Origin of the sequence: Oribacterium sp. oral taxon 102, from assembly GCF_013394775.1 — a bacterium.
Classification (GTDB): Bacteria; Bacillota; Clostridia; order Lachnospirales; family Lachnospiraceae; genus Oribacterium.
Genome location: NZ_JABXYT010000001.1, coordinates 1408908 through 1431335 on the forward strand (window position 1 = coordinate 1408908; position 22428 = coordinate 1431335).

At 57.1% G+C, this 22428-nt stretch carries 18 protein-coding genes and 1 tRNA gene; 17 read left to right on the forward strand and 2 right to left on the reverse strand.

Translation table 11 applies throughout. The annotated features are described in order from the left end of the window. The first annotated feature begins 10 nt into the window (after positions 1–10). The 6 genes from HW273_RS06465 (at position 11) to alaS (ending at position 6677) form a co-directional block, all read left to right on the forward strand. Positions 11–685 (forward strand): Crp/Fnr family transcriptional regulator, encoded by a 675-nt coding sequence (locus HW273_RS06465; RefSeq protein ID WP_179010996.1) that lies wholly within the window; start codon positions 11–13, stop codon positions 683–685. A 104-nt stretch (positions 686–789) separates the two neighbouring features. After that, complete coding sequence (locus HW273_RS06470; RefSeq protein WP_330604032.1) at positions 790–1032, forward strand: ATP-binding protein; 243 nt, start codon at positions 790–792, stop codon at positions 1030–1032. After that, on the forward strand, positions 1029–1634 hold the full coding sequence (locus tag HW273_RS06475) for a 4Fe-4S binding protein (protein ID WP_179010998.1): 606 nt from the start codon (positions 1029–1031) through the stop codon (positions 1632–1634). The genes HW273_RS06470 and HW273_RS06475 overlap by 4 nt, the downstream gene beginning before the upstream one ends. 70 nt (positions 1635–1704) lie before the next feature. Then, positions 1705–3324, forward strand: a complete 1620-nt coding sequence (locus HW273_RS06480; protein WP_179010999.1) for an MBL fold metallo-hydrolase RNA specificity domain-containing protein — start codon at positions 1705–1707, stop codon at positions 3322–3324. Then, complete coding sequence (locus HW273_RS06485; protein ID WP_179011000.1) at positions 3324–3914, forward strand: lysozyme inhibitor LprI family protein; 591 nt, start codon at positions 3324–3326, stop codon at positions 3912–3914. The genes HW273_RS06480 and HW273_RS06485 overlap by 1 nt, the downstream gene beginning before the upstream one ends. Positions 3915–4025: 111 nt before the next feature. Further along, positions 4026–6677, forward strand: coding sequence for an alanine--tRNA ligase (gene alaS / locus HW273_RS06490; protein ID WP_179011001.1), 2652 nt, complete (start codon positions 4026–4028; stop codon positions 6675–6677). Between the two features lie 187 nt (positions 6678–6864). Here alaS and HW273_RS06495 read toward each other — a convergent pair whose 3' ends face one another. Next, complete coding sequence (locus HW273_RS06495; protein WP_179011002.1) at positions 6865–7404, reverse strand: YhcH/YjgK/YiaL family protein; 540 nt, start codon at positions 7402–7404, stop codon at positions 6865–6867. A 40-nt stretch (positions 7405–7444) separates the two neighbouring features. Then, positions 7445–8155, reverse strand: coding sequence for a GntR family transcriptional regulator (locus HW273_RS06500; protein ID WP_179011003.1), 711 nt, complete (start codon positions 8153–8155; stop codon positions 7445–7447). A 404-nt stretch (positions 8156–8559) separates the two neighbouring features. Here HW273_RS06500 and HW273_RS06505 point away from each other — a divergent pair, with 404 nt between their 5' ends. From HW273_RS06505 to HW273_RS06555, 11 genes are all read left to right on the forward strand, one after another. After that, the gene (locus HW273_RS06505; protein WP_179011004.1) at positions 8560–9309 is read left to right on the forward strand and encodes a GntR family transcriptional regulator; all 750 of its coding nucleotides are present in this window, start codon (positions 8560–8562) and stop codon (positions 9307–9309) included. Between the two features lie 164 nt (positions 9310–9473). Continuing rightward, positions 9474–9926, forward strand: coding sequence for a YhcH/YjgK/YiaL family protein (locus tag HW273_RS06510; RefSeq protein ID WP_179011005.1), 453 nt, complete (start codon positions 9474–9476; stop codon positions 9924–9926). 474 nt (positions 9927–10400) lie between these two features. After that, a tRNA-Leu gene (locus HW273_RS06515) sits at positions 10401–10483 on the forward strand. A 139-nt stretch (positions 10484–10622) separates the two neighbouring features. Continuing rightward, a complete protein-coding gene (locus HW273_RS06520; RefSeq protein ID WP_179011006.1) occupies positions 10623–10826 on the forward strand; it encodes a hypothetical protein in 204 nt (67 codons plus the stop codon). A 135-nt stretch (positions 10827–10961) separates the two neighbouring features. Beyond that, a complete protein-coding gene (locus tag HW273_RS06525) occupies positions 10962–12335 on the forward strand; it encodes an ABC transporter substrate-binding protein (RefSeq protein WP_179011007.1) in 1374 nt (457 codons plus the stop codon). A 190-nt stretch (positions 12336–12525) separates the two neighbouring features. Beyond that, positions 12526–13428, forward strand: a complete 903-nt coding sequence (locus tag HW273_RS06530) for a carbohydrate ABC transporter permease (RefSeq protein WP_179011008.1) — start codon at positions 12526–12528, stop codon at positions 13426–13428. Next, positions 13424–14263 (forward strand): carbohydrate ABC transporter permease, encoded by an 840-nt coding sequence (locus HW273_RS06535; protein WP_334298220.1) that lies wholly within the window; start codon positions 13424–13426, stop codon positions 14261–14263. The genes HW273_RS06530 and HW273_RS06535 overlap by 5 nt, the downstream gene beginning before the upstream one ends. Before the next feature lie 46 nt (positions 14264–14309). After that, entirely contained in the window at positions 14310–17420 is a 3111-nt protein-coding gene (locus HW273_RS06540; protein ID WP_179011009.1) for a glycoside hydrolase family 2 TIM barrel-domain containing protein, read from the forward strand. A gap of 138 nt (positions 17421–17558) precedes the next feature. Next, entirely contained in the window at positions 17559–19883 is a 2325-nt protein-coding gene (locus tag HW273_RS06545; RefSeq protein ID WP_179011010.1) for an alpha-galactosidase, read from the forward strand. Between the two features lies 1 nt (position 19884). After that, the gene (locus HW273_RS06550) at positions 19885–20832 is read left to right on the forward strand and encodes an AraC family transcriptional regulator (protein WP_179011011.1); all 948 of its coding nucleotides are present in this window, start codon (positions 19885–19887) and stop codon (positions 20830–20832) included. A gap of 132 nt (positions 20833–20964) precedes the next feature. Further along, on the forward strand, positions 20965–22386 hold the full coding sequence (locus tag HW273_RS06555; RefSeq protein ID WP_179011012.1) for an APC family permease: 1422 nt from the start codon (positions 20965–20967) through the stop codon (positions 22384–22386). Positions 22387–22428 lie beyond the last annotated feature (42 nt).

The following is a 22428-nucleotide window of genomic DNA, read 5'->3' on the forward strand; positions in this document are numbered from 1 at the left end:
GGGAGAGAGGATGCAACGGGAGGAAATGCAGCGGGAGCTGCCGGGGCTTCTGCCCTTCTGGAGGGAGCTTTCCGCGGAAGAGCAGACGGCGCTCCGAGACAGTGCGCGGCTGCTCCGCTTCCGGAAGTCCGAGCGGATCGCCCGCGCTGAGGAGCAGTGTCTGGGGACGCTCGTCGTCCTTAAGGGGCAGATCCGCGCCTACATGGTTTCTGATGAAGGGCGGGAGATCACCCTGTACCGGCTCTATGAGCGGGAGCTCTGCGTAATGTCGGCATCCTGTCTGCTGGAGGGCATCAGCTTCGACCTGATGATGGACGCGGTGACAGATACGGAGGCGCTGCTCCTGCCGGTACAGGCGATGAATCCGATCCTCCGGCAGAACCCGCGTATGGAGCGCCATCTCACGAGGCTGGTGAACGAGAGATTTTCCGAGGTAATGTGGATGATGCGGCAGATCCTCTTTTTCTCCGCGGACCGGAGAGTGGCGGTCTTCCTCTGGGATGAGCTCGCGAAGGGCAGGACAGAGCTTTTGTACTATACGCATGACGAAATTGCGCGGCTGATCGGCAGCGCGCGGGAGGTGGTGTCCAGAATGCTGAAGTATTTTGCCATGGAGGGCATCGTCGAGCTGGGGCGCGGAAGCATCCGGATCGTAGATCGGGAAAAGCTGAGGGGCTATCTGTGATTCTGTCACAGACAGCCCTTCTTTTTTTATGCTAAGCTTTCTTCGTTTCCGTCCTCTATGGACACGATAGAGGAGAGGCTGTTTTTTGATCCGGAAAGCGGCGGCTGCGCAAGGGAGCTCCGACTTTCCGAAAAAGGAGAGGCAAAATGGCAAGAAGGCTGGCATCGGTCGATCGCAGGCGCTGCGTTTCCTGCGGCGCCTGCGAGAATACCTGTCCAAGGAACGCGATCCGCGTATGGAAGGGACTTTTCGCGAGGGTAGAGGGGTCGCTCTGCATCGGCTGCACGCTCTGCGCGAGAGTCTGTCCCGCAGTATGCATTGACATGAGGGAAAGGAGCGTAGAATGAAGAAACGGCATCGCTGGTATGAATGGCTTTGGATCTGGGAGCTCCTGTACTTTTCTCTGGGCTTCTTCCATATCCTCTTCGCGTGGCTGGGGTTGCTCGATTTCCTGCTGCCGCTTCTCCTCGCGATTTTTGGCGGCAATAAATTCTTCTGCAACCATCTCTGCGGGAGAGGACAGCTCTTCCAGCTCCTCGGCACGAAAGGGAGGTGCTCACGGAACCACCCTACGCCACGGTGGATGTCCTCCCGCGCGTTTCGTTACGGCTTTCTCATTTTCTTTATGACGATGTTCGGGAATATGCTCTTCCAGACCTGGTTGGTCTTCGGTGGAAGCCGGGGGCTTCGCGAGGTGCTGAAGCTCTTCTGGACCATCCGCGTGCCCTGGGGCTGGAGCTATACTGCGGGGACGGTGCCGGACTGGATCGCGCAGTTTTCCTTTGGTTTCTACAGTATGATGCTGACCTCGACGCTGATCGGTCTGATTGTGATGCTTCTGTATAAGCCGCGCAGCTGGTGTACCTTCTGCCCTATGGGCTCTATGACGCAGTCGATCTGCGAGTGGAAGCACAGGGAGCTCCTGCATTTCGAGGAGAAGAGCGCCTGAACGAATCCTTACTGGAATTTTTATAGCAATATTGCTATAATTAAAAAATAATTCCTGACGGGAGGCGGCTATGAGACTTTCTTTTATCGGTGCGAATCATGAGGTGACGGGCTCTCTGCACCTTTTAGAGGCGTGCGGGCTGAATATCGCGATCGACTGCGGGATGGAGCAGGGCAAAAACGTCTACGAAAACGCGCCCATGCCGATCAAATATTCGGATCTGGACTACATTTTGCTGACGCATGCGCACATTGACCACGCGGGGATGATTCCTTATGCGGTGAAGAACGGCTTCCACGGAACCATACTCGCGACGAAGGCAACGGCGGCGCTCTCGGAGATCATGCTCCGCGACAGCGCCCACATCCAGATGCAGGAGGCGGAATGGCGGAACCGGAAGGGGAAGCGGCTGGGTCGTGCCGAGGTTGTGCCGATCTATGATCTGAATGATGCGCACGATGCGCTGGAGCTCTTTTACGGTCTGGATTACGGACAGGAGACCGAGCTTGGAGACGGGGTGTGCATCCGCTTCGTGGATGCAGGGCATCTTCTGGGGAGCGCCAGCATCGAGGTTTTCCTCATGGAGGGAACGGTGCAGAAAAAGCTGGTTTTTTCCGGCGATATCGGAAACTTCGGGAAGCCGCTGATCCGCGACCCGGAGTATATCCACAGCGCCGACTATGTCATCATGGAGTCCACCTACGGCGACCGGCTCCATGAGCTATGCAGCGACCATCTGCGGGATCTCGTGGAGATCACGCAGCGCACGCTGGATCGGGGCGGAAATGTGGTGCTGCCGGCATTCGCGGTGGGACGGACGCAGGAGCTGCTCTATCTGTATCGCGCGATCAAGCAGCAGCACCTGATCCGCGGACATGAGGATTTTCCGGTCTATGTCGACAGTCCGCTGGCGGTGGAGGCGACCCATGTCTTTACCCGGGAGCTCTCGCAGTGCTATGACGAGGAGACGCGGATGCTGGTAGAGCACGGCATCAATCCGATCGCGTTCCGGGGACTGAAGCTGTCCATCACCTCTGATGAGTCGAAGCTCATCAACCTCGACGATACGCCGAAGGTCATCATTTCCGCCTCGGGAATGTGTGACGCGGGACGAATCCGCCACCATATCAAGCACAATGTCTGGAGGAAGGAGTGTACAATCGTTTTCGCCGGGTATCAGGCGGAGGGTACGCTGGGACGGCTCCTGCTGGAGCATGCGGACAAGGTGAAGCTCTTCGGAGAGGAGATCGCGGTGGAGGCAGAGATCGCGACCATGCAGGCGATGTCCAGCCATGCGGATCAGGCAGGGCTTGTCCGCTGGATTTCTGCTTATGAGGAGAGACCGGAGCGCGTCTTTCTGGTTCATGGAGACGACGGGGCGATGGAGACACTGTCGGGGCTGCTCTCGGAGAAGGGGTTCCGCGTCGACTGCCCGTATTCTGGCTCGAGCTTCGATCTCGCGCGGAATGAATGGATACGGATCGCGGAGCCGGTTCCGTTTGTGAAGGAAATGTCTGCATTGCCGGCAGCAGAGCCGCGGCAGCGGAGTGCCGGAGCTGCCTATGACCGGCTGCTCTCGGCGTATGAGAAGCTGTTTACAGCGGTGAAGGCGAACTATGGCGGCGCGAACAAGGATCTCGCGAAGTTTACGAGCCAGATCCTCAGTCTTTATGAGAAGTGGATGCGCTGATGCGGAGCGAGGAGCGAATCCGGATTCCGGCGCGAAGGAGAGAGAAGGCGCACAGACCGCCGCGCCCGGGGCAGAGGCTTTTGCTTCTGCTCCTTTTCTGCATTCTTTTCTCCGCCGTCTTTCAGGGCATTCTGCAATTCCGCCTCAGGCGCTACTATGAAGGCAGGCCGACAGAGGAGCTGTCTCCCGGAGAGAGTCTTCCGGAAACGGATCTGATAGAGCATAGCCCCGAGCTGGAATCGCCGTCCGAGCGCTTCCGGCTCGAGCTTTCGAGGCTTTCCGAGGAGCAGGCTGCGCTCCGGAGACAGCGCAGCCGGATCGCCGCGCGGGAGCAGGAGCAGCAGATTGCAGCCCTCTGGGATACCGAGCTCCAGAGGATTTCAGCGGAGCTGCTGTCTCAGCTTTCGGAGAAGAAGCGTGCGGATTTTCGGGAGAGCCAGAAGCAGTTCCGGAGGGAGCGGAGACTCACGGCGATGAAGGAGGTCAATACCGGAGGCTCCGCCGCGGAGGAAAATATCGCATATCTCAAAAAGTATGCGGAGCTCACAGAGAGGCGCTGCTACGAGCTGCTGGAGAGGCTGCCCGCATAGCTGCATCCGTGAAGCTGACGATATATTTGCGTATGCGGCATAACTGTGCTATCATAAAAAAATTGATTTATGCTTTTATATTAAGGGAGAGATTACAAGGGAGAGATGACAATGCAGAGATATGGTGTCAATGAATTACGACGGATGTTCCTGGACTTTTTCGAGGAGAAGGGGCACCTGAAGATGAAGAGCTTTTCACTGGTTCCGCATAATGATAACAGCCTGCTGCTGATCAACTCCGGCATGGCGCCGCTGAAGCCCTACTTCACAGGGCAGGAGATTCCGCCGCGGAGACGCGTGACGACCTGCCAGAAGTGCATCCGAACCGGCGACATCGAGAATATCGGCAAGACGGCACGGCACGGCACCTTCTTCGAGATGCTCGGCAATTTCTCCTTCGGCGATTACTTTAAGTCCGAGGCGATTCATTTCGCATGGGAATTCCTGACGGAGCGCGTCGGGATCCCGGCTGACCGGCTCTATCCCTCGATCTATCTGGATGATGAGGAGGCATTCCGCGTCTGGCATGAGGAGATCGGCATCGCAGAGGATCGGATCTACCGCTTCGGCAAGGCGGATAATTTCTGGGAGCATGGCGCCGGCCCCTGCGGCCCCTGCTCCGAGATCTATTATGACCGCGGCGAAAAATACGGAAATGGGCCGGAGGACGTTATGGGCGGTGAGGGCGACCGCTTTATGGAGGTCTGGAACATTGTATTCTCCCAGTTCAACAATGACGGCAAGGGCAACTATTCCGAGCTGATTCAGAAAAATATCGATACTGGCATGGGGCTCGAGCGGCTCGCCGTCGTATGTCAGGATGTGCCGTCGCTTTTCGATGTGGATACGAATCAGGCGATGATGGAGGAGATCGGTCAGCTCGCGCATGCCCGCTATGAGGAGGACAGCGTGAAGGACGTTTCCTTCCGCATCATTGCCGACCATGTGAAGAGCTGTACCTTTATGGCGAGCGACGGCATCATGCCGTCCAATGAGGGCAGAGGCTATGTTTTCCGCCGTCTGCTCCGCCGCGCGGCACGGCACGGAAAGATGCTTGGCATCGAGGGCAGGTTCATGGCGAGACTCTCTGAGAAGGCGATCGCGCTGTCCGGAGACGGCTATCCGGAGCTGATCGAGAAGCAGGCGATGATCCTCCGCGTGATCGATCAGGAGGAGGAGCGTTTTCTGAAGACCATCGACAAGGGGCTGGAGATGCTGAACGAGCTTTCGGCAGCGATGGAGGCGCGCGGAGAACGGATGCTCTCCGGGGAGGAGGCGTTTCGGCTCTACGATACCTACGGCTTCCCGATCGATCTGACCCGCGAGATTCTCGCAGACAGACAGCTCTCGCTCGACGAGGAGGGCTTCCAGAGGGCAATGCAGGTGCAGCGGGAGACGGCAAGATCCGCCCGGAAGACGACCAACTATATGGGGCGCGACGATATCTATCAGAAGCTCGATGCAGACCTCACGACCGAGTTCACCGGCTATGAGACGCTGGAGGATACCTCTGAGATTACCGCGCTGGTGAAGCTCTCCGATGGAGAGTCCGAGGACGAGATTGCCGACGCGGTGACCGATGGGGAACGCTGCTCCATTCTCACAAAAAGGACTCCCTTCTATGCCACGATGGGCGGACAGGCAGGCGATATCGGCGTGATCCGCGCCGCAAACGGCGAATTCTGCGTAGAGGAAACGATCGCCCTGCAGGGCGGGAAGCAGGCGCATATCGGCAGGATGCGCTCCGGGATGTTCCAGACCGGCGACCGGGTGACGCTCTCCGTGGATGCGGAGAATCGGGCGCGCACCGCACGGAACCATACTGCGACCCATCTTCTCCAGAAGGCGCTCCGTGAGGTGCTCGGAGAGCACGTGGAGCAGGCGGGCGCATACTATGACAGCAAGCGGCTTCGCTTCGACTTCACGCATTTTCAGGCGCTCTCTCCGGAGGAGCTTCGCAGAGTGGAAGCGCTTGTCAATGCTGAGATCGTGAAGTGTACGCCGGTGCGCACGGAGATCATGGGCATCGAGGAGGCGAAGCGGAGCGGTGCGACAGCGCTTTTCGGCGAGAAGTACGGCGATTCCGTCCGCGTGGTTTCCGTCGGGGAATTCTCCAGAGAGCTCTGCGGCGGCACTCATGTGAAGAACACTGCGGAGATTCAGGCGATGAAGATCATCTCGGAGCAGGGCGTCGCCGCCGGGGTGCGTCGGATCGAGGCTCTCACCTCCGCCGGCCTGATGGAGTATTTCGCAAGGGGAGAGGAGCAGCTGCACAGGGCAGCGGCTCTCTTGAAAACCGATGCTTCGCACCTTTCCGAGCGGATTGAGGCGCTGGAGAAGGAGCTTCGGGAGGCGAATTCCGAGAAGGAAGCGCTGAAGGCGAAGCTTGCCAATCAGTCCATGGGGGAGGTCTCTGCGGAGAAGCTCGGCGGGATCAGTCTGATCGTGAAGGAACTCTCGGATGTGGATATGAACGGACTTCGAAATCTCGGAGACCAGCTGAAGGAGCAGTTCGGAGATGCCTTCGTGGTTCTCGGCGCCGTAACGGAGGGGAAGCCATTCCTGATGGCAACCGCGACGGATGCCGCGATTAAGGCAGGCGCGCACGCTGGAAATCTCATCAAGGCGATCGCGCCGATCGTCGGCGGGGGCGGCGGCGGACGCCCGAATATGGCGCAGGCGGGCGGAAAGGATGCCGCGAAGCTCGATGCGGCGCTGGAGAGGGCGAGGGAGCTTGCCGGAGAGCAGCTTGCACAGCGATAAAAGGCTTATAGTAAAAACCGACTGTACTGCCATTGGCAGTGCGGTCGGTTTTTCAGCGATTCTCCGTTGTTTTCAAGATATTTCCCCAAAGCGTATCTTCAGAAAATCCGGCGGCGCTGTTCCGTTTTCCCGGAGCTCGGTACAGCGCGGGCAGGATGAGGACAGAGGAAAGATTGTCGTTCGTACCTTATGCACCAGATTTCTCCGCTTCCCTGCCTTTTCGGCTATACAGAGGGAAGATACTGTCCATGGGAACCTTGAGCACGATCTTTCGGATCGGAACGGGAGAGGAGACGGCGACCGTCGGGATGTGAATGTCCCACGGAAGAAAAACGGCATAGCTTCCGGGCTCCATGGGGATGCGTCCCTCCAGAACCTCCCTCTGCTCATAGAATAGGATGTCTCTGGGGGTATCGAGCAGATCCTCCGAGACTACGCTTTTTCCGTCGTCATGGTAGAAGACGGCATATTCCGGTCCGCCTCCGGCGAGGAACTGTACATCGATATATTTTCGGTGGACTTCCGGACGAAGCGTTTCCCTCGGAGCGGTATGCAGATCCAGAACCTGTAAAATCATGGGAATGCCGGAGAGCAGGAGCTCGAAGTGACCCGGCGCATGCGCCATGAGATCCGTCTCCCGAAGATAGCGAAGCGCCGCGGAGAGCGGGGGAGGCAGAAGCGAAGCCTGTTCCTCGAAAAAGGGGCTGTATATATTTCCAAAAACCATAGAGGTCTCCTTATGGGGTGCTATGCCCGCGACGAGGGAATCACGAGCAGAAATAGTCCGGATAGCATTTGATCAGTGCCGGCAGCCTTTCCTCTAAGAGAGAAAGCACAGCACAGTAGATCCGGCATGCTTCCTCGCCGTTTCTCTGCTCCAGCGCAGAGATAAGACAGCGGTGCAGTGTAAGCTGCAGGCGGCAGAGGGAGGGCTCGCGCTGCGCCAGACGAAGGCAGCGGAGAAAGTCGCCTGAGGCATAGCGGAGAGACTGTCGGAGGTGCTGACAGCAGCCGGGAAGCTGAAACAGCAATTCATAGAAGCTGTCCATAGCGGAAGAATAGCATTCTGTACCTTCCTCCAGCCTCTTCTCTGCCTGCCGGAGAAGCCCGGACAGAGGCAGCAGTCTTTTTTTCTCAATATGATCCATGAAATAGCGGTGCAGCACGGACAGGGTTATCTTTTCCTGCAGCCACATCCCGTTTCGGATCCGCTCTTCGCTGAGGAAGGAGACGAAGGCACCTCTCCGAGGCGGAATATCCGCGAGCCGCTCTCTTTGCAGCTTCAGCAGCGCGTCGTGAACCGGCGTTCTGCTGACACCGAGCAGCTCTGCCAGCTCCTGCTCGCCGAGCTTTTTCGCCGGGGCATACTCCAGGGAAAGAATAGACTGTAAAATACTCTGGTATGCCATCTGACGCTGATCGTTCTGTTCTTCAATTGGCTCCGTCCGATATGCTGCGCTGGGCAGAAGCTTTGACATAGATCCTCCTGGTATGCAATAACTGTCTGCCGCAGCGCTGCCACAGGCGCTTTTCCGCGCCACAGGAAGCTTGTTTTCCGTATGAAGCCCAGTATACTGCTTGTATTCATAAAAATTGTAGCATCTTTGGAGAAAAAATCAATTCCGGAATGCAGAAAATAGGAAAATCCCTTGCTGCGTAAATTCATACACGATACAGAGAAGGAGGAAAGCGCCAAAAAGCTTTAAAAAAAAGAAAACAATTTGAGCAGAAGGTCAAAAAAGCCATTGCAATTCCGAGGCTGATGTGCTATTTTGGAGATGCTTCAAAAACTGGTATGCAATTTCAGGGATTGCGCCTGCTTCGACTTCGTCCGCCTGACAGGGGACTTATACAGTATACTGATATGCAGAGAGAAGACAGAATGACATCGGCGCTTTCTCGAAGTACGGGACATACGGAAGAGATCAACAGCAGGGATGTGATTTACGGACTCCTGAAGAGCAGGATTCTCCGCTTTGACCTGCTGCCCGGAGAGAAGCTGAGCGAGAACGGTCTGGCAGAAAGCCTGGAGGTCAGCAGGACGATCCTGAGAGACGGCATTTCCAGACTTTGTGAGGAGGGGTATGTATCGGTGCTTTCCCGAAGCGGAACCTTCGTGTCTCTGATCGATATGGATCGGGTCAGGCAGGCAGTGGATGCGCACATTACGCTGGAGCAGGAGATCCTGCGGGAGCTCGGGGAGCGCAGGCTCGGGGCAGAGGAGCGGAGAAGTCTGGAGCGCTTTCTTCGCAGGATCGACCGGCTGAGGGATCGGCAGGCGAGGGGAGAAGAGCGGGAGGAAAATATTCTCCTATATATGAGAGAAAAGGATTCTCTGCATCGTCTCCTATCGGAGATCTGCCGCAGGGAGGCTGTGTGGGATTTTTTTCGAACGCTGGACAGCGACCTGCTTCGGGTTCGGTATCTTCTGTACAGCACCTTCGATTATGGGATGCGCGCCGTGGAGATGTCGGCATGGGAACAGAGCGAGGCAGAGTATCGGATGCTGCTTGACAATATCCTGCGGAAGGATACGAAGGCTGCCATTCTGGTGCTGCAAACGCATTATCAGTCGGTGCTCTGGAAGGCGGACAGCCTCCGGGCGTATTATCCCCGGTATTTTTCCGACTGAAGCAGTCGGTGAAAATAGCATGATGAATCTGAGAGTAAGGGGAGGAATTGAGGGAAGCAGAAAAAGGGAATCCCCGCTCTTAGAAAGGCGCAGCCTTATCTGACGGGTCTGAGACTGTTATATCGGCGGAAACAGACGGAGGGGGCACAAGCAGGAGGGAGAATATGTTTTTTAGTTTTATTGCACTTTCGGAGAAGTACGATTACCTGAGCGAGGCATTCCGGACAGCCTATCGCTGGCTGCGGGATAACGATGTGAAAAATATGGTGCCGGGACGCTATCCGATCCTTGGAGAGGATATTTATGCCAGCGTACAGCAATATGAGACAGTACCGGAGGGAAGCAAGAGGTTTGAGGCGCATGACCTGTTCTTCGATGTGCAGTATATGGTCAGCGGACGCGAGTACTTCGGGGTAGCGAAGCGGGAAGGGCTTCATGTGACGGAGCGAAGGGAAGAGAATGACGTCTGCTTTTTTGAAGAGCCGGAGCTGCCGGGCAGGGTGCTCCTCACGGAGGGAGACCTCATCGTGGTGGAGCCGGAGGAGGCGCACCGTCCCGGCTGTGTGGCAGGGGAGCCCATGCAGGTGAAGAAGGTGGTCATCAAGGTCAGAAAGTAGGAGCGTTTTCCGGAGCATTCGCACATGCAGGCATGGCGGCTGCTCCGCCGCCGGATCGCATCCGTGCTGTATAAGCTCACGCGTCACTTCGCTGCCCTGCAGCTTTCGTGCCGCTAACAGGCATTCGCAATCCGCCCTATCGGGCTCTTTGCTCATACCTGTTGCCCTGTGCAATGCCGGAGCATTCGCACATGCAGGCATGGCGGCTGCTCCGTCGCCGGATCGCATCCGTGCTGTATAAGCTCACGCGTCACTTCGCTGCCCTGCAGCTTTCGTGCCGCTAACAGGCATTCGCAATCCGCCCTATCGGGCTCTTTGCTCATACCTGTTGCCCTGTGCAATGCCGGAGCATCCGCACATGCGGGCATGGCGGCTGCTCCGTCGCTGCACAGGAGCTTATACAGAAAAAAACCGCTTGACGGAATTCTCTTTATTTGCTAATATAAACGAGTTCGCGAGAGCGGTCGCGGCAATGCAGAAGTGGCGGAATGGCAGACGCGCACGGTTCAGGTCCGTGTGAGCTAACACTCATGTGGGTTCAACTCCCATCTTCTGCATCGGAAGAGCAGACAGTTTCAGGCTGTCCGCTCTTTTTTTGTGTGTAACGGTTGAAGCAAGCAGATCTTTATGACTGGTATGACAATGGCTTGCCTGATCTGTTGCTTTTGATGCAAGAACTGTCCGGCGGGAAACGAAATGGGTTCGGAAACGGGTTCAACAGCAAATGAGAAAAAAACAGCGGTTCGAGAGGCAAAGCGCTGCGGGGAATGGTCGAAAATACAGTTTTCATTCTCGAAAAGAAATAGTACGGATGCTGTAATGACCGGAACATTGCTTAAAAATATCCAATATCCGGAGATGAAATATCGGATAAGCGGTCAAAATGCTGTAAGTGGTTGAAAATGCGCCTATTATGCGCAAATATATAGTTGCGGAGTGCCGGATAAGTGATAAAATACCTACAGAAACAAGAAATGTGCAGAAAGGATACATCATATTGCACAAGACACAAATCATTAGCAGGAGGGATTTATTATGAAAAGAAAAATGCTATCCGTAGTTCTCGGCGGAGCGATGCTGGCTTCCATGACGGCATGCAGCGCGTCTCCGTCGGCCCCGGCGGCCAGCTCCGCTGCGGCAGAGACCCCGGCGGCAGCGGAGAATGTGGCAGAGACCACCGCCTCGGTAGATACAGCTTCCGAGGATGAGAACACCCTATCCGTATACGCCTGGGACGCGAACTTCAATATCCCTGCGCTGAAGGCTGCAGAGGCGGACTACAAGAAGAATGTCAATCCGGATTTCAAGCTGGATATCGTGCAGGTTTCACAGTCCTCGGATGTAGAGAATGCGGTAACGCTTGCCGGCTCCGCAGGAGACTACGGCACACTTCCGGATATCGTGCTTTTCCAGGATCATTATTTCCAGAAGTATGTGACGGATTTTCCGGATGCATGGCAGAGCTTCGAGGGTGCCGACATTGACTGGAGCGACTTCGGTGCGGAGAAGCTGTCCTACTCTACGATCGACGGGAAGCACTATGGCATGCCGGTGGACAACGGCACGGTGATCTTCGCCTACAGGACGGATCTCCTTGCGGAGGCGGGCTACAAGCTGGAAGACATGAAGGGAATTTCATGGGATGAGTGGATCGAGATCGGCAAGGCGGTCTATGAGAAGACCGGCAAGTATCTGCTCTCCATGGACGGCGACGGAAACGACCTGCCGTACATGATGCTGCAGGCGGAGGGCGAGTCCCAGTTCAAGGACGGACAGCCGAACCTCGTACACAATGAGAAGTTCATGAAGCTGATCGATGTGATTAAGCGCGCCGTGGACGCGAAGGCGCTTTACCTCGCGAACAGCTGGTCCGACTATACCGACCAGACCATCAAGGGCGATATGGTAGCAGGCGTGATGAACGGAAACTGGATCATTCCGACGATCGAGCAGGTGAAGGAGAACTCCGGAAAGTGGGAGATCACCTCCATGCCGACATTGGAGGGGAAGGGCAGGGAGGGCTTCGCCTCCAACGGCGGTTCCTCTCTCTACATCACCTCTAACTGCAAGAAGCTCGCGCTTGCGCAGGACTTCCTGGGAAAGACCTTCGGCGCAGGCTCCGTAGAGACCTATGATGCGGCGCTGAAGGACGGCGGTGTCATCACCTGCTCGATTTCTGCAGGTAAGTCGGATGTATATCAGCAGGGCGTCGAGTTTTTCAACAATACGCCGGTCTATGCCGAGATCGTGGCGATGGGTGCCAATGTTCCGGTTGTAGAGCAGAGCGATTACCATTATCCGTGCCGTACACAGGTTGCGACCGCCATCCAGAATATCATCAATGGCGGAGACGAGACGGCTGCGATACAGGACGCGGAGGATCAGGTGAAGTTTGCAATGCAGGGCTGATCCGGAATCCGTTCCCGGCGGGAGGCATGCCTCTCCGCCGGGCTTCCGTCTGACTGTCCCCGCCGGGCTTCAGGGGGAGCCGGAGCCCTGTTTCGGAGCCTATCCGGAATAGGGCTCCGGCGAGGCATCTCTTCGGAACAGACGGCAGAACTTTGGCGGCAGGATGCAAGGAAAAAGGAGGAGAATCGTTATGAATAAGAAACATACAGGATCGGTTGCTGCGAAGCAGAACCGGGCGGGGTGGTTTTTCCTGCTGCCCGCAAGCATCCTGATCTTTGTCCTGAATTTCTATCCGATGGCGCAGGCGTTTGTCATTTCCCTGAAGAAGGGATCGCCCGCAAATATGCAGTGGACGACGCCGATTTTCAACAACTATACCCGGATGCTGCAGGACAAGCTTTTTCTTAGGGCGGTCGGGAATACCTTTTTCTACCTGCTGATCCAGGTACCGATCATGCTGCTCCTGGCGATCCTGCTGGCGCAGCTTCTGAACAATAAGCATCTTCGTTTCCGCGGGCTCTTTCGTACACTGGTTTTTCTGCCCTGCGCGACCTCTCTGGTTTCCTATGCGCTGATCTTCAAGTCGCTGTTCGCGACACAGGGGCTTATCAATACCGTTCTGGTGCAGCTGGGGCTTTTTCGGGAGAATTTCAATTTTCTGGGGACGCCGTGGTCGGCGCGGATGGTCATCATTATCGCATTGATCTGGCGCTGGACCGGTTATAACATGGTTTTTTATCTGGCAGGTCTGCAAAATATCGAGTATTCTGTATATGAGGCGGCGAAGATCGACGGCGCCAATGGCTGGAAGACCTTCTGGGGCATTACTGTCCCGCTGCTTCGCCCGGTCATCATTATGACCTTCATCATGTCGATCAACGGCACCCTGCAGCTCTTCGACGAGTCTGTGAATCTGACCGGCGGCGGTCCTGCGAACTCGACGATCACGATGTCGCACTACATTTACAATAATTCCTTCGGACAGGGCGTCGGCAACTTCGGCTATTCCTCCGCGCTCAGCTTCGTGGTGTTTCTCATGGTGGCGGTGCTCGCCTTTATCAATCTGAAAGCAGGTGACAAGCGTGACAATTAAGACGGGTGTGAAAGCGAACGGATCGTCGATCCAGCGGCGTCTGCTTCCGAGCTATATTTTCCTGATTATCTGGTGTCTTTTCTCTGTTTTCCCGCTGTACTGGATGATTACGGCGGCGACCAATGCCTCGATTGAGATCGCAAGGGGTAAGATCCTCTTCGGTACCTTCGCGCGGACGAACTTCGCGAACCTTCTGGCGCAGCAGCCGCTGTGGAGGGCACTGGGAAATTCCTTCCGCTACGCTCTGGTACAGACGGTGCTCTGCCTTGCGATTTGCTCTCTCGCGGGCTTCGGCTTCGAGCTCTACCATGATAAGCAGAAGGATCGGCTCTTCGGCATACTTTTGCTCGCAATGATGGTGCCGCAGGTGGCGACGATGATCCCACTCTTCCGCATGGTCAGCGGGATGCATCTCCTGAATACCGTCTGGGCATTCATCCTGCCCTCTATTTCCACGCCGTTTATGATTATGATGTTTCGGCAGAATTCGAGGAATTTCCCGATCGATATCATGGAGGCGGCGCGGCTGGACGGGCTCAGTGAGCTGCAGATCTTCGGACGGATGTACCTTCCGGTTATGCGTTCCACCTATGCGGCGGCGGCGGTCATTACCTTCATGGGCGCATGGAACTCCTATATGTGGCCGAAGGTGGTGATGAATACCGACAGCTCGGCGATGAACATGCCGATGCTGATCGCGAACCTTTCGGCAGGGTATTCCGTGGACTACGGCGTGCTGATGATGGGCGTTCTGTTCTGCTCGGTTCCGACGATGATTATCTTCTTCATCCTGCAGAAGCAGTTTGCGGAGGGCATCACCGGAGCGGTGAAGTAGACTTCGGCAGAGGACGCAGCAGGATTGGCATGGACAGAGGTGTGAGATGAGAGAGAAATTTGAGTATGCGATCGTGAAGGATCCGAAGATCTTCAAGCTGAATGTACTGCCGGCGCATTCGGATCATACGGTTTATCGAAGCCGGGAGGAGCTTAGGTTCGGCAGGAGCAGTCTCCGGCAGAGCCTCGACGGAGTATGGAAATTTCATTATGCGAGGAACTACGCCGCAGCGGTTCCGGGCTTCGAGGCACTTTCCTATGATGCACGGAGCTGGGAGGATATCAGGGTGCCGGCGCATATCCAGATGGAGGGCTACGACGTACCGGCATATGTCAATACGCAGTACCCCTGGGACGGACGGGACGAGATCGAGCCGGGCGAGATTCCGGAGAGCTTCAATCCGGTGGCAAGCTATGTGAAGTATTTCACGATTCCGGAGGAGATGCGCGGACGGCGTCTCTACATCTCCTTTCAGGGCGTGGAGTCCGGCTTCGCGCTCTTTATGAACGGCAGCTTCGTCGGCTACAGCGAGGACAGCTTCACACCGTCCGAGTTTGAGCTGACACCCTTTCTCACAGAGGGGGAGCAGAAGCTCGCGGTGCAGGTCTTCAAGTGGACGGCCTCGAGCTGGCTGGAGGATCAGGACTTCTACCGCTTCTCCGGTATTTTCCGCGAGGTTATTCTCTTTACGCTGCCGGAGATCCATGTCTATGACCTTCGGATCCGGGCGCTTCTGGACAGCAGTCTCACGAAGGGCGAGCTGGAGCTTCGCTTCCAGCTCACGAAGGCGGCGGGGAAGATCCGCTATACGCTCTCGCGGGAGGGCAGGACTGCAGTCCGCGGTACCGCCGACTGTCTTGCAGAATGCGTGGAGATCAATGCGCAGGTGGAGAGTCCGGCGCTGTGGAGCGCGGAAAATCCGGCACTTTATGTACTTGATGTAGAGATTCTGGGGCAGGACGGCGCGGTGCAGGAGGTCTTCCGGGAGGCAGTGGGCTTCCGCCGCTTCGAGCTGAAGGATGGGCTCATGCTTCTGAACGGAAAACGAATCGTCTTCCATGGAGTGAACCGGCATGAATTTTCCTGCGACCGCGGCAGAGTGCCGAAGCCGGAGGAGGTGCGGCAGGACATTATCTGTATGAAGCGGAACAATATCGATGCGGTGCGGACCAGCCACTATCCGGATGCCTCCGATATTTACCGGCTCTGCGATGAATACGGGCTGTATATGATCGCCGAGAACAATATGGAGTCGCACGGAATCTGGGATCTGATCGAAAGAGGCGAAAAACCGATCGAGTACGCGCTTCCGGGGAACCGGGAGGAGTATCTCCCGATGCTGCTGGATCGTGTGAACTCGACCTATCAGCGGGACAAGAATCATCCGTCCGTGCTGATCTGGTCGATCGGCAACGAGTCCTTCGGCGGGAAGGATACCGAGCGGATGGCGGACTTCTTCCGTAAGGAGGATCCGTACCGTCTGGTACACTATGAGGGAACTGCCCATGACCGCCGCTATCCGAACGCGACGGATATGGAATCGCAGATGTATATCTCGGTGCCGGATATCGAGCGTTTCCTCGGTGAGCACGGAGAAAAGCCCTTCATCCTCTGCGAGTATGCGCATGCCATGGGGAATTCCAATGGTGCGATGCACAAATATACGGAGCTTTCCGATCGGGAAGTACGCTATCAGGGCGGCTTCATCTGGGACTTTGTGGACCAGTCGCTCCGTCGGAAGAACCGCTATGGGGAGGAGTATCAGGCATACGGCGGGGACTGCGGGGAGCGCCCGACGGATTACGATTTCAGCGGAAACGGCATCATTGATGGAAAACGGCAGCCCTATGACAAGATGCAGGAGGTGAAGTATAATTACCAGGGACTTCGGATCACAGTGGAGCGGGAGAGCGTCACGATCCGGAATCGCTTCCTCTTCACCGATCTCTCCGCCTTCGACGGCTTCGTGCGGGTGGAGCGGAACGGAGAGCTGCTTCGGGAACAGCCGTTCCCGGCAGCGCTTCCGCCGCTCTCCGAGAGGAGCTTCTCTCTGTTGCCGTATCTTTCGGATACGACGGCGGGAGAGTACGCGGTCACGGTTTCCTTCCGGCTGCGGGAGAGGAACGCCTGGGCGGAGGCGGGGCATGAGATCGCGTTCGGACAGGGCGTCTATGAGATCTTTGCACCGGAGAGACCGCACAGAGGCAAGCTTACCGTCATTCACGGAGGCTGGAACATCGGAGTGCGCGGAGCGGATTTTGATATCCTGCTCTCCCGGCTGCAGGGCGGTATCGTTTCCTACCGCTATGCGGGGAAGGAGCTGATCTTAGAGCTTCCGCGTCCGAATTTCTGGCGCGCGCCGACCTCCAATGATAAGGGAAACCAGATGGCGTTCCGCTATGGGACGTGGAAGCTGGCAAGCCTCTACCAGACCTCGATTCCGCCGGAGGCGAAGGAGAATCCGGAGCTGATGCGGGAGCTGATGTCCTACCCGAAAATTCTCGAGACGGAGGACTATGTGGAGGTCTGCTTCAAAAAATGGCTGCCGACCGGCGCTCCGAGCACGCTGCTTGTGACATACCGGATCTTTGGGGACGCTGCGGTTCGGGTGACGATGGACTACGCGGGAGACGCAGCGCTTTCCCCTATGCCGGAATTCAGCTTCCTGATGAAGCTGGATGCCGATTACCGGCATCTCCGCTGGTACGGGCTGGGACCTGCGGAGAACTATTGCGACCGGCGGAGCGGTGCGCGGCTCGGGATCTATGAGAAGGAGGTTTCCGATAACGTGCAGCCCTATCTCGTGCCGCAGGAAAGCGGGAATCGTACCGGCGTGCGCTGGGCGGAGCTCACCGACGACCGGGGACGCGGGATACGCTTCTCCGGGGTTCGGGAGGAGAATGGAAAAGGGCAGGATGATCCCTATGCCTCCCGTCCGGGAACGATGGAGCTCTCTGCGATTCCATATACGCCGGAGCAGCTGGAGGAGGCGAGACATCCCTATGAGCTCCCGCGGGTATTTCATACCGTGGTGCGTGCCGGTCTGAAACAGATGGGGGTTGCCGGGGACGACAGCTGGGGCGCGCGGACGCATGAGGAATACCTCGTAGACGCGCGGAAGCCGCTTCATTTCACCTTCGAATTCCGTGGGATCTGAAACGGAGAACATGCTCTTAGGGAGGATGGTCAGGGAAGTACTGATTAAGGAAATGCCGATTAAATCGAAAACGGCATAGACCAACGGCACGTGTGCCATAAATAAATCAGTGCTTCCTCAGCAGAATGGAAGAGGAAAATGGCAATCATTTATGACAGGGAGCAGGGACTTCTGACGCTGCATACCCTGCACAGCACATATCAGATGGGGATCAGCTCCTACGGGCATCTGCTCCATCTCTACTATGGAAGAAGGGCGGAGGGAAGCTTCCTTCCGCTTCTGTCTCTCCGGGATCGGGGCTTCTCCGGGAATCCCTATGATGCCGGAAACGACAGGAGCTATTCCGCGGACACGCTGCCGCAGGAGCTTTCTGCCTTTGGCAATGGAGATTACCGGCACAGCGGCTTCCGGCTCCGGACGGCGGACGGCGCCTGCGGCAGCGACCTCCGCTTCGAGGAGGCGCGGCGCTATCCCGGGAAATACCGGCTGCCCGGCGGGCTGCCCGCGGCGGATGCCTTTCGGACAGAGGGAGAGGAAAGCGGTGCGGAGAGTCTCGAGCTCCGGCTTCGGGACAGCCGCAGCGGCACTCTGGTGCGTCTGCTCTATGCGGTCTATGAGGAGGAGGACATCCTGACCCGCGCTGTCATCGTGGAGAATGCGGGGGCAGAGCCGGTCTGGATTGAGCAGGCGGATTCCGCGGCGCTCGACTTCCCGCGCGGACACTTCGATCTCGTACACTTCAGCGGCAGCTACGGGAATGAACGGCTCTATCACAGGGAGCGGCTCTCCGCAGGAGAGAAGTCGATCGGCTCTTCGCGCGGTGCTTCCAGTCACCAGCACAATCCCTTCGTCATGCTCTGCACCGCGGACAGCACGGAGGACAGCGGAGAGGTATACGGACTCGCGCTGGTTTATAGCGGGAACTTCCGCATCTCCGCCGAGGTGGATCAGCTGGGGCAGACGCGGCTCTCTGCCGGTATGATGGATACGCATTTCTCGTGGAGGCTCGGAAGCGGAGAGCAGTTCTGCTGCCCGGAGGCGGTACTGGGCTTCGGGGAGGGCTTCGCTGTGCTCTCACAGCGTTTCCATCGTTTTACGAGCCGCCATATCCTGCATGGCACTTTCATGAAGGCACGCCGTCCGGTGCTGCTGAATTCCTGGGAGGGCTGCTATTTCGACTTCGACGGTACACGGATTCTCCGGCTCGCGGAGGAGGCGAAGGAGCTGGGGATCGAGCTTCTCGTGATGGACGATGGCTGGTTCGGAAAACGGGACAACGATCTGTCCGGGCTTGGAGACTGGCAGTGCAATACGAAGAAGCTCGGGATGCCGCTCGGAGTGCTTGCCGAGGGTATCCGGGAGCGAGGGCTCCGCTTCGGAATCTGGATCGAGCCGGAGATGGTGAGCGAGGACAGCGCGCTCTTCCGGGAGCATCCGGATTATGCCTTTCGTATTCCGGGCAAGGAGCCGATCCGCTCCAGGATGCAGCTCGTGCTGGATTTCTCGCGGCAGGAGGTCGTGGATCGCATTTTCCGGGATCTCTCGGAGACGCTTCGGGAGGCGAAGCCCGACTACATCAAGATGGATATGAACCGGAGCATCATGGAGGCATATACCCATGCGCAGCCTGCTGCGGGAGAGAGCTGTGCGGATGGGACAATGCAGAATCGGGGGGCGCTTCTGCACCGCTATATGCTGGGGGTTTATGACTTCCTCAGGAGGATGCAGGCAGCGTTTCCGGAGACACTGATCGAGGGCTGCTGCGGAGGCGGCGGACGCTTCGACCTCGGGATGCTCTATTTCACGCCGCAGATCTGGCTCAGCGACAATACGGATGCGATCGAGCGGCTCTCCCTGCAATACGGCGCATCCTTCGGCTATCCGATCTCCGCGGTAGGAGCGCATGTTTCTGCCGTGCCGAATCATCAGACGGGGCGCAGTACGCCGCTTGCCACCCGTGCGGTCGCAGCACTGAGCGGGAGCTTCGGCTATGAGCTGGATCCGGCAGCGCTTTCTCCGGGGGAGCGTGCGGAGATCCGGCAGCAGATTGAGATTTATAAAAGGTATTATGTGCTGCTTCACGAGGGCGATTATTACAGGCTGAGCGGTGCGGCGATGGGCTGCGCGGCGGCAGGCTTCGGAGCGGACGGGAATATGGGATCGGACAGCTTCAGCGCATGGCTCACCGTTTCTTCGGATCAGACGGAGGCGCTGCTTTCTGTCGTCACGAGGACACAGCACTGTAATACGCCGGCGGAGTACATCCGGCTCCGCGGACTTCGGCGCGGACGGGAATATCGGATCGCGCCTGTTATGCAGTCCGCAGAGTGGTATCTGCCCAAGGAAAAGGAGGCGCTTCTTTTTCATCGCTTCACCGGAGATGTGCTGATGGAGCGCGGCATCCCGCTTCCGCTTCTGCCGGGAGAGTACCAGTCGCTTCTGCTGCATCTTCGGGAGGTCTGAGATGGCGAAACAAAAACAGGAGATGCAGTTCCGCTACTACGAGATGCCGGAGGACAGCTTCGTACTGGCGCTGACGGGGCAGAGTTGGGTCAGGGCATATGGGGACGGCATCGATTGCCTGCATTTTCATAATTATGCGGAGATCGGGGTCTGCCATGAGGGGGAGGGGGAGATGGTCTATGAGGATACGATCCGGCATTTCGAGCCGGGCTGCCTGACCTTCCTCCCTCCGAATTATCCCCATACCACGAATTCGAAGCCGGGAACGCTGGGCTTCTGGGAGTATCTCTTCGTGGACTGCGAGGGACTGATCGAATATATGTTCCCAAGGAGGAAGGCGAGTGCCCGCAGGATGCTGGATCGACTGTACCGGCAGGCATTCTTTTTCTGCCCCGGAGAGGCGGAGGGGCTCTGGGATAAGGTCTGCCGGGTATTGGAGGAGCAAAAGGAAAAAGGGGAGTATTACCGTCAGGAGACGGACGCGTTATTGTGCCTCATCCTGACGGATATTGTGCGTCTGGAGAAGGAGAGCGCCGCCGTGCGTGTCCCTATTCCGGAGGAGGGGATGGAGGACGGAGACCTCGAGCGGCTTCGTCCGGCGCTGCAGAGGATACAGGAGCACTATCAGGAGGAGCTGTACATCGGACAGCTCGCACGGCTCTGCGCGCTGTCGGAGACGCACTTTCGCCGTCTCTTTACGGACTGTATGCATCTGGGACCGCTCGATTACATCAATTCCGTGCGGATACACAGCGCCTGTGTCCAGCTTCGAAGCAGCAATAAGAGCATCCGATCCGTGGCGTTCGGCTGCGGCTTCAGCTCGATCTCGACCTTTCAGCGGAATTTCCGGAAATTTGTGGGAATGTCGACGAAGGAATGGCGGGATAAGCCGGAGAACTACGAGTACAAGCTGAATCAGTACAAAATCAATCGCTATGAGGGCTGGTGAGATCCGCCGGCATTCAGAACCTGATTCGTCTCACAGAATCGAAGCGTCTCTATGCCGCCGCATCCTGCTGCGGTCAGGGCAAGAAACGGCTGTCAAAAATTAAAATCAAAAAATAAAAAGGGGAAATGACACATGGAAACGAAAAAAATCAAGTGGAGCATGCTGGCTTTTATGGCGTTCTCCACAGTTTGGGGCTTCGGAAATGTCCTGAACGGCTTTGTTTACTTCAACGGAATTCAGGTTATTTTCAGCTGGATCCTGATGTTCGCACTGTACTTCGTGCCTTATGCGCTGATGGTCGGAGAGCTTGGCTCCGCCTTCAAGAGCTCCGGCGGAGGAGTCAGCTCATGGATCCATTCCACCACGGGGCCGAAGCTCGCCTACTATGCAGGCTGGACCTACTGGGCGTGTCATATCACCTATATCGCAAGCAAGAGCTCCGGCGGCCTGAAGGCGCTGAGCTGGGCGATATTCCGGAACGGGGAGACCTACGACACTTTCCCGACGCTTTCGGTACAGCTCGTGACGCTTTTCGTCCTCCTGCTGTTCTGCTGGGTCGCCTCCCGCGGACTGAATCCGCTGAAGAGGCTCGCGACGCTCGCCGGAACCAGTATGTTCATCATGTCCATCCTCTACATTCTGATGATGTTCGCCGCGCCGGCACTCAATCCGAACGGCGGCTTCATCTCCATGGATTTCAGTATGAAGAGCCTGCTTCCGCAGTTCAATGTGAAGTATTTCACATCCCTGTCCATCCTGGTCTTCGCGGTGGGCGGCTGCGAGAAGATCTCTCCTTATGTCAATAAGGTGGAGAATCCGAGCAAGGGCTTCCCGCGCGCGATGATTACGCTCGCCGTCATGGTCGTGGTCTGTGCGATCCTCGGAACCATTGCGATGGGAATGATGTTTGATCCTGCGGAGATCAATGCCAGCAGGGAGAGTTTCAATTCCTACAATTCCAACGGCTCTTATTGGGCGTTCCAGAGACTCGGCGGGTATTATCACCTCGGGAACAGCCTGATGATCCTCTACGCACTCTGCAATGCGGTCGGGCAGCTTTCCACGCTGGTGATCAGTATCGACGCGCCGCTCCGTATGCTTCTCGACAATGAGGACGCACGGGAGTTCATTCCGAAGGGACTGCTTCGGAAGAATGACTATGGCGCGTATATCAACGGAATTCGCATGGTTGCCGTGCTGTCCGGCGCGATCATCCTGATCCAGTCTGTCGTACCGGGCGCCGCTGCGGTGCTGAAGCAGCTGACCAAGCTGAATTCGGTATGCATGCCGCTCCGGTATCTCTGGGTGTTCTTCGCCTATCTTGCGCTCCGGCGGCAGGAGGATCGCTTCCGGCCGGAATACCGCTTCGTCAGAAGCCACGGAGTTGCGATGTTCTTCGGCGCATGGTGCTTCTTCCTGACGGCGGCGAGCTGCATCCTCGGAATGTATGACAGCGATCCCTTCACCTTCGCGCTGAATGTCGTCACGCCCTGCGTACTGACTGCGCTCGGCATCATTCTGCCGGTGATCGCGAAGCGGGAGAAGACAGCGTGAGGATACGCCGGGACGCACGGAACGGAAATCGACAGACAGAGA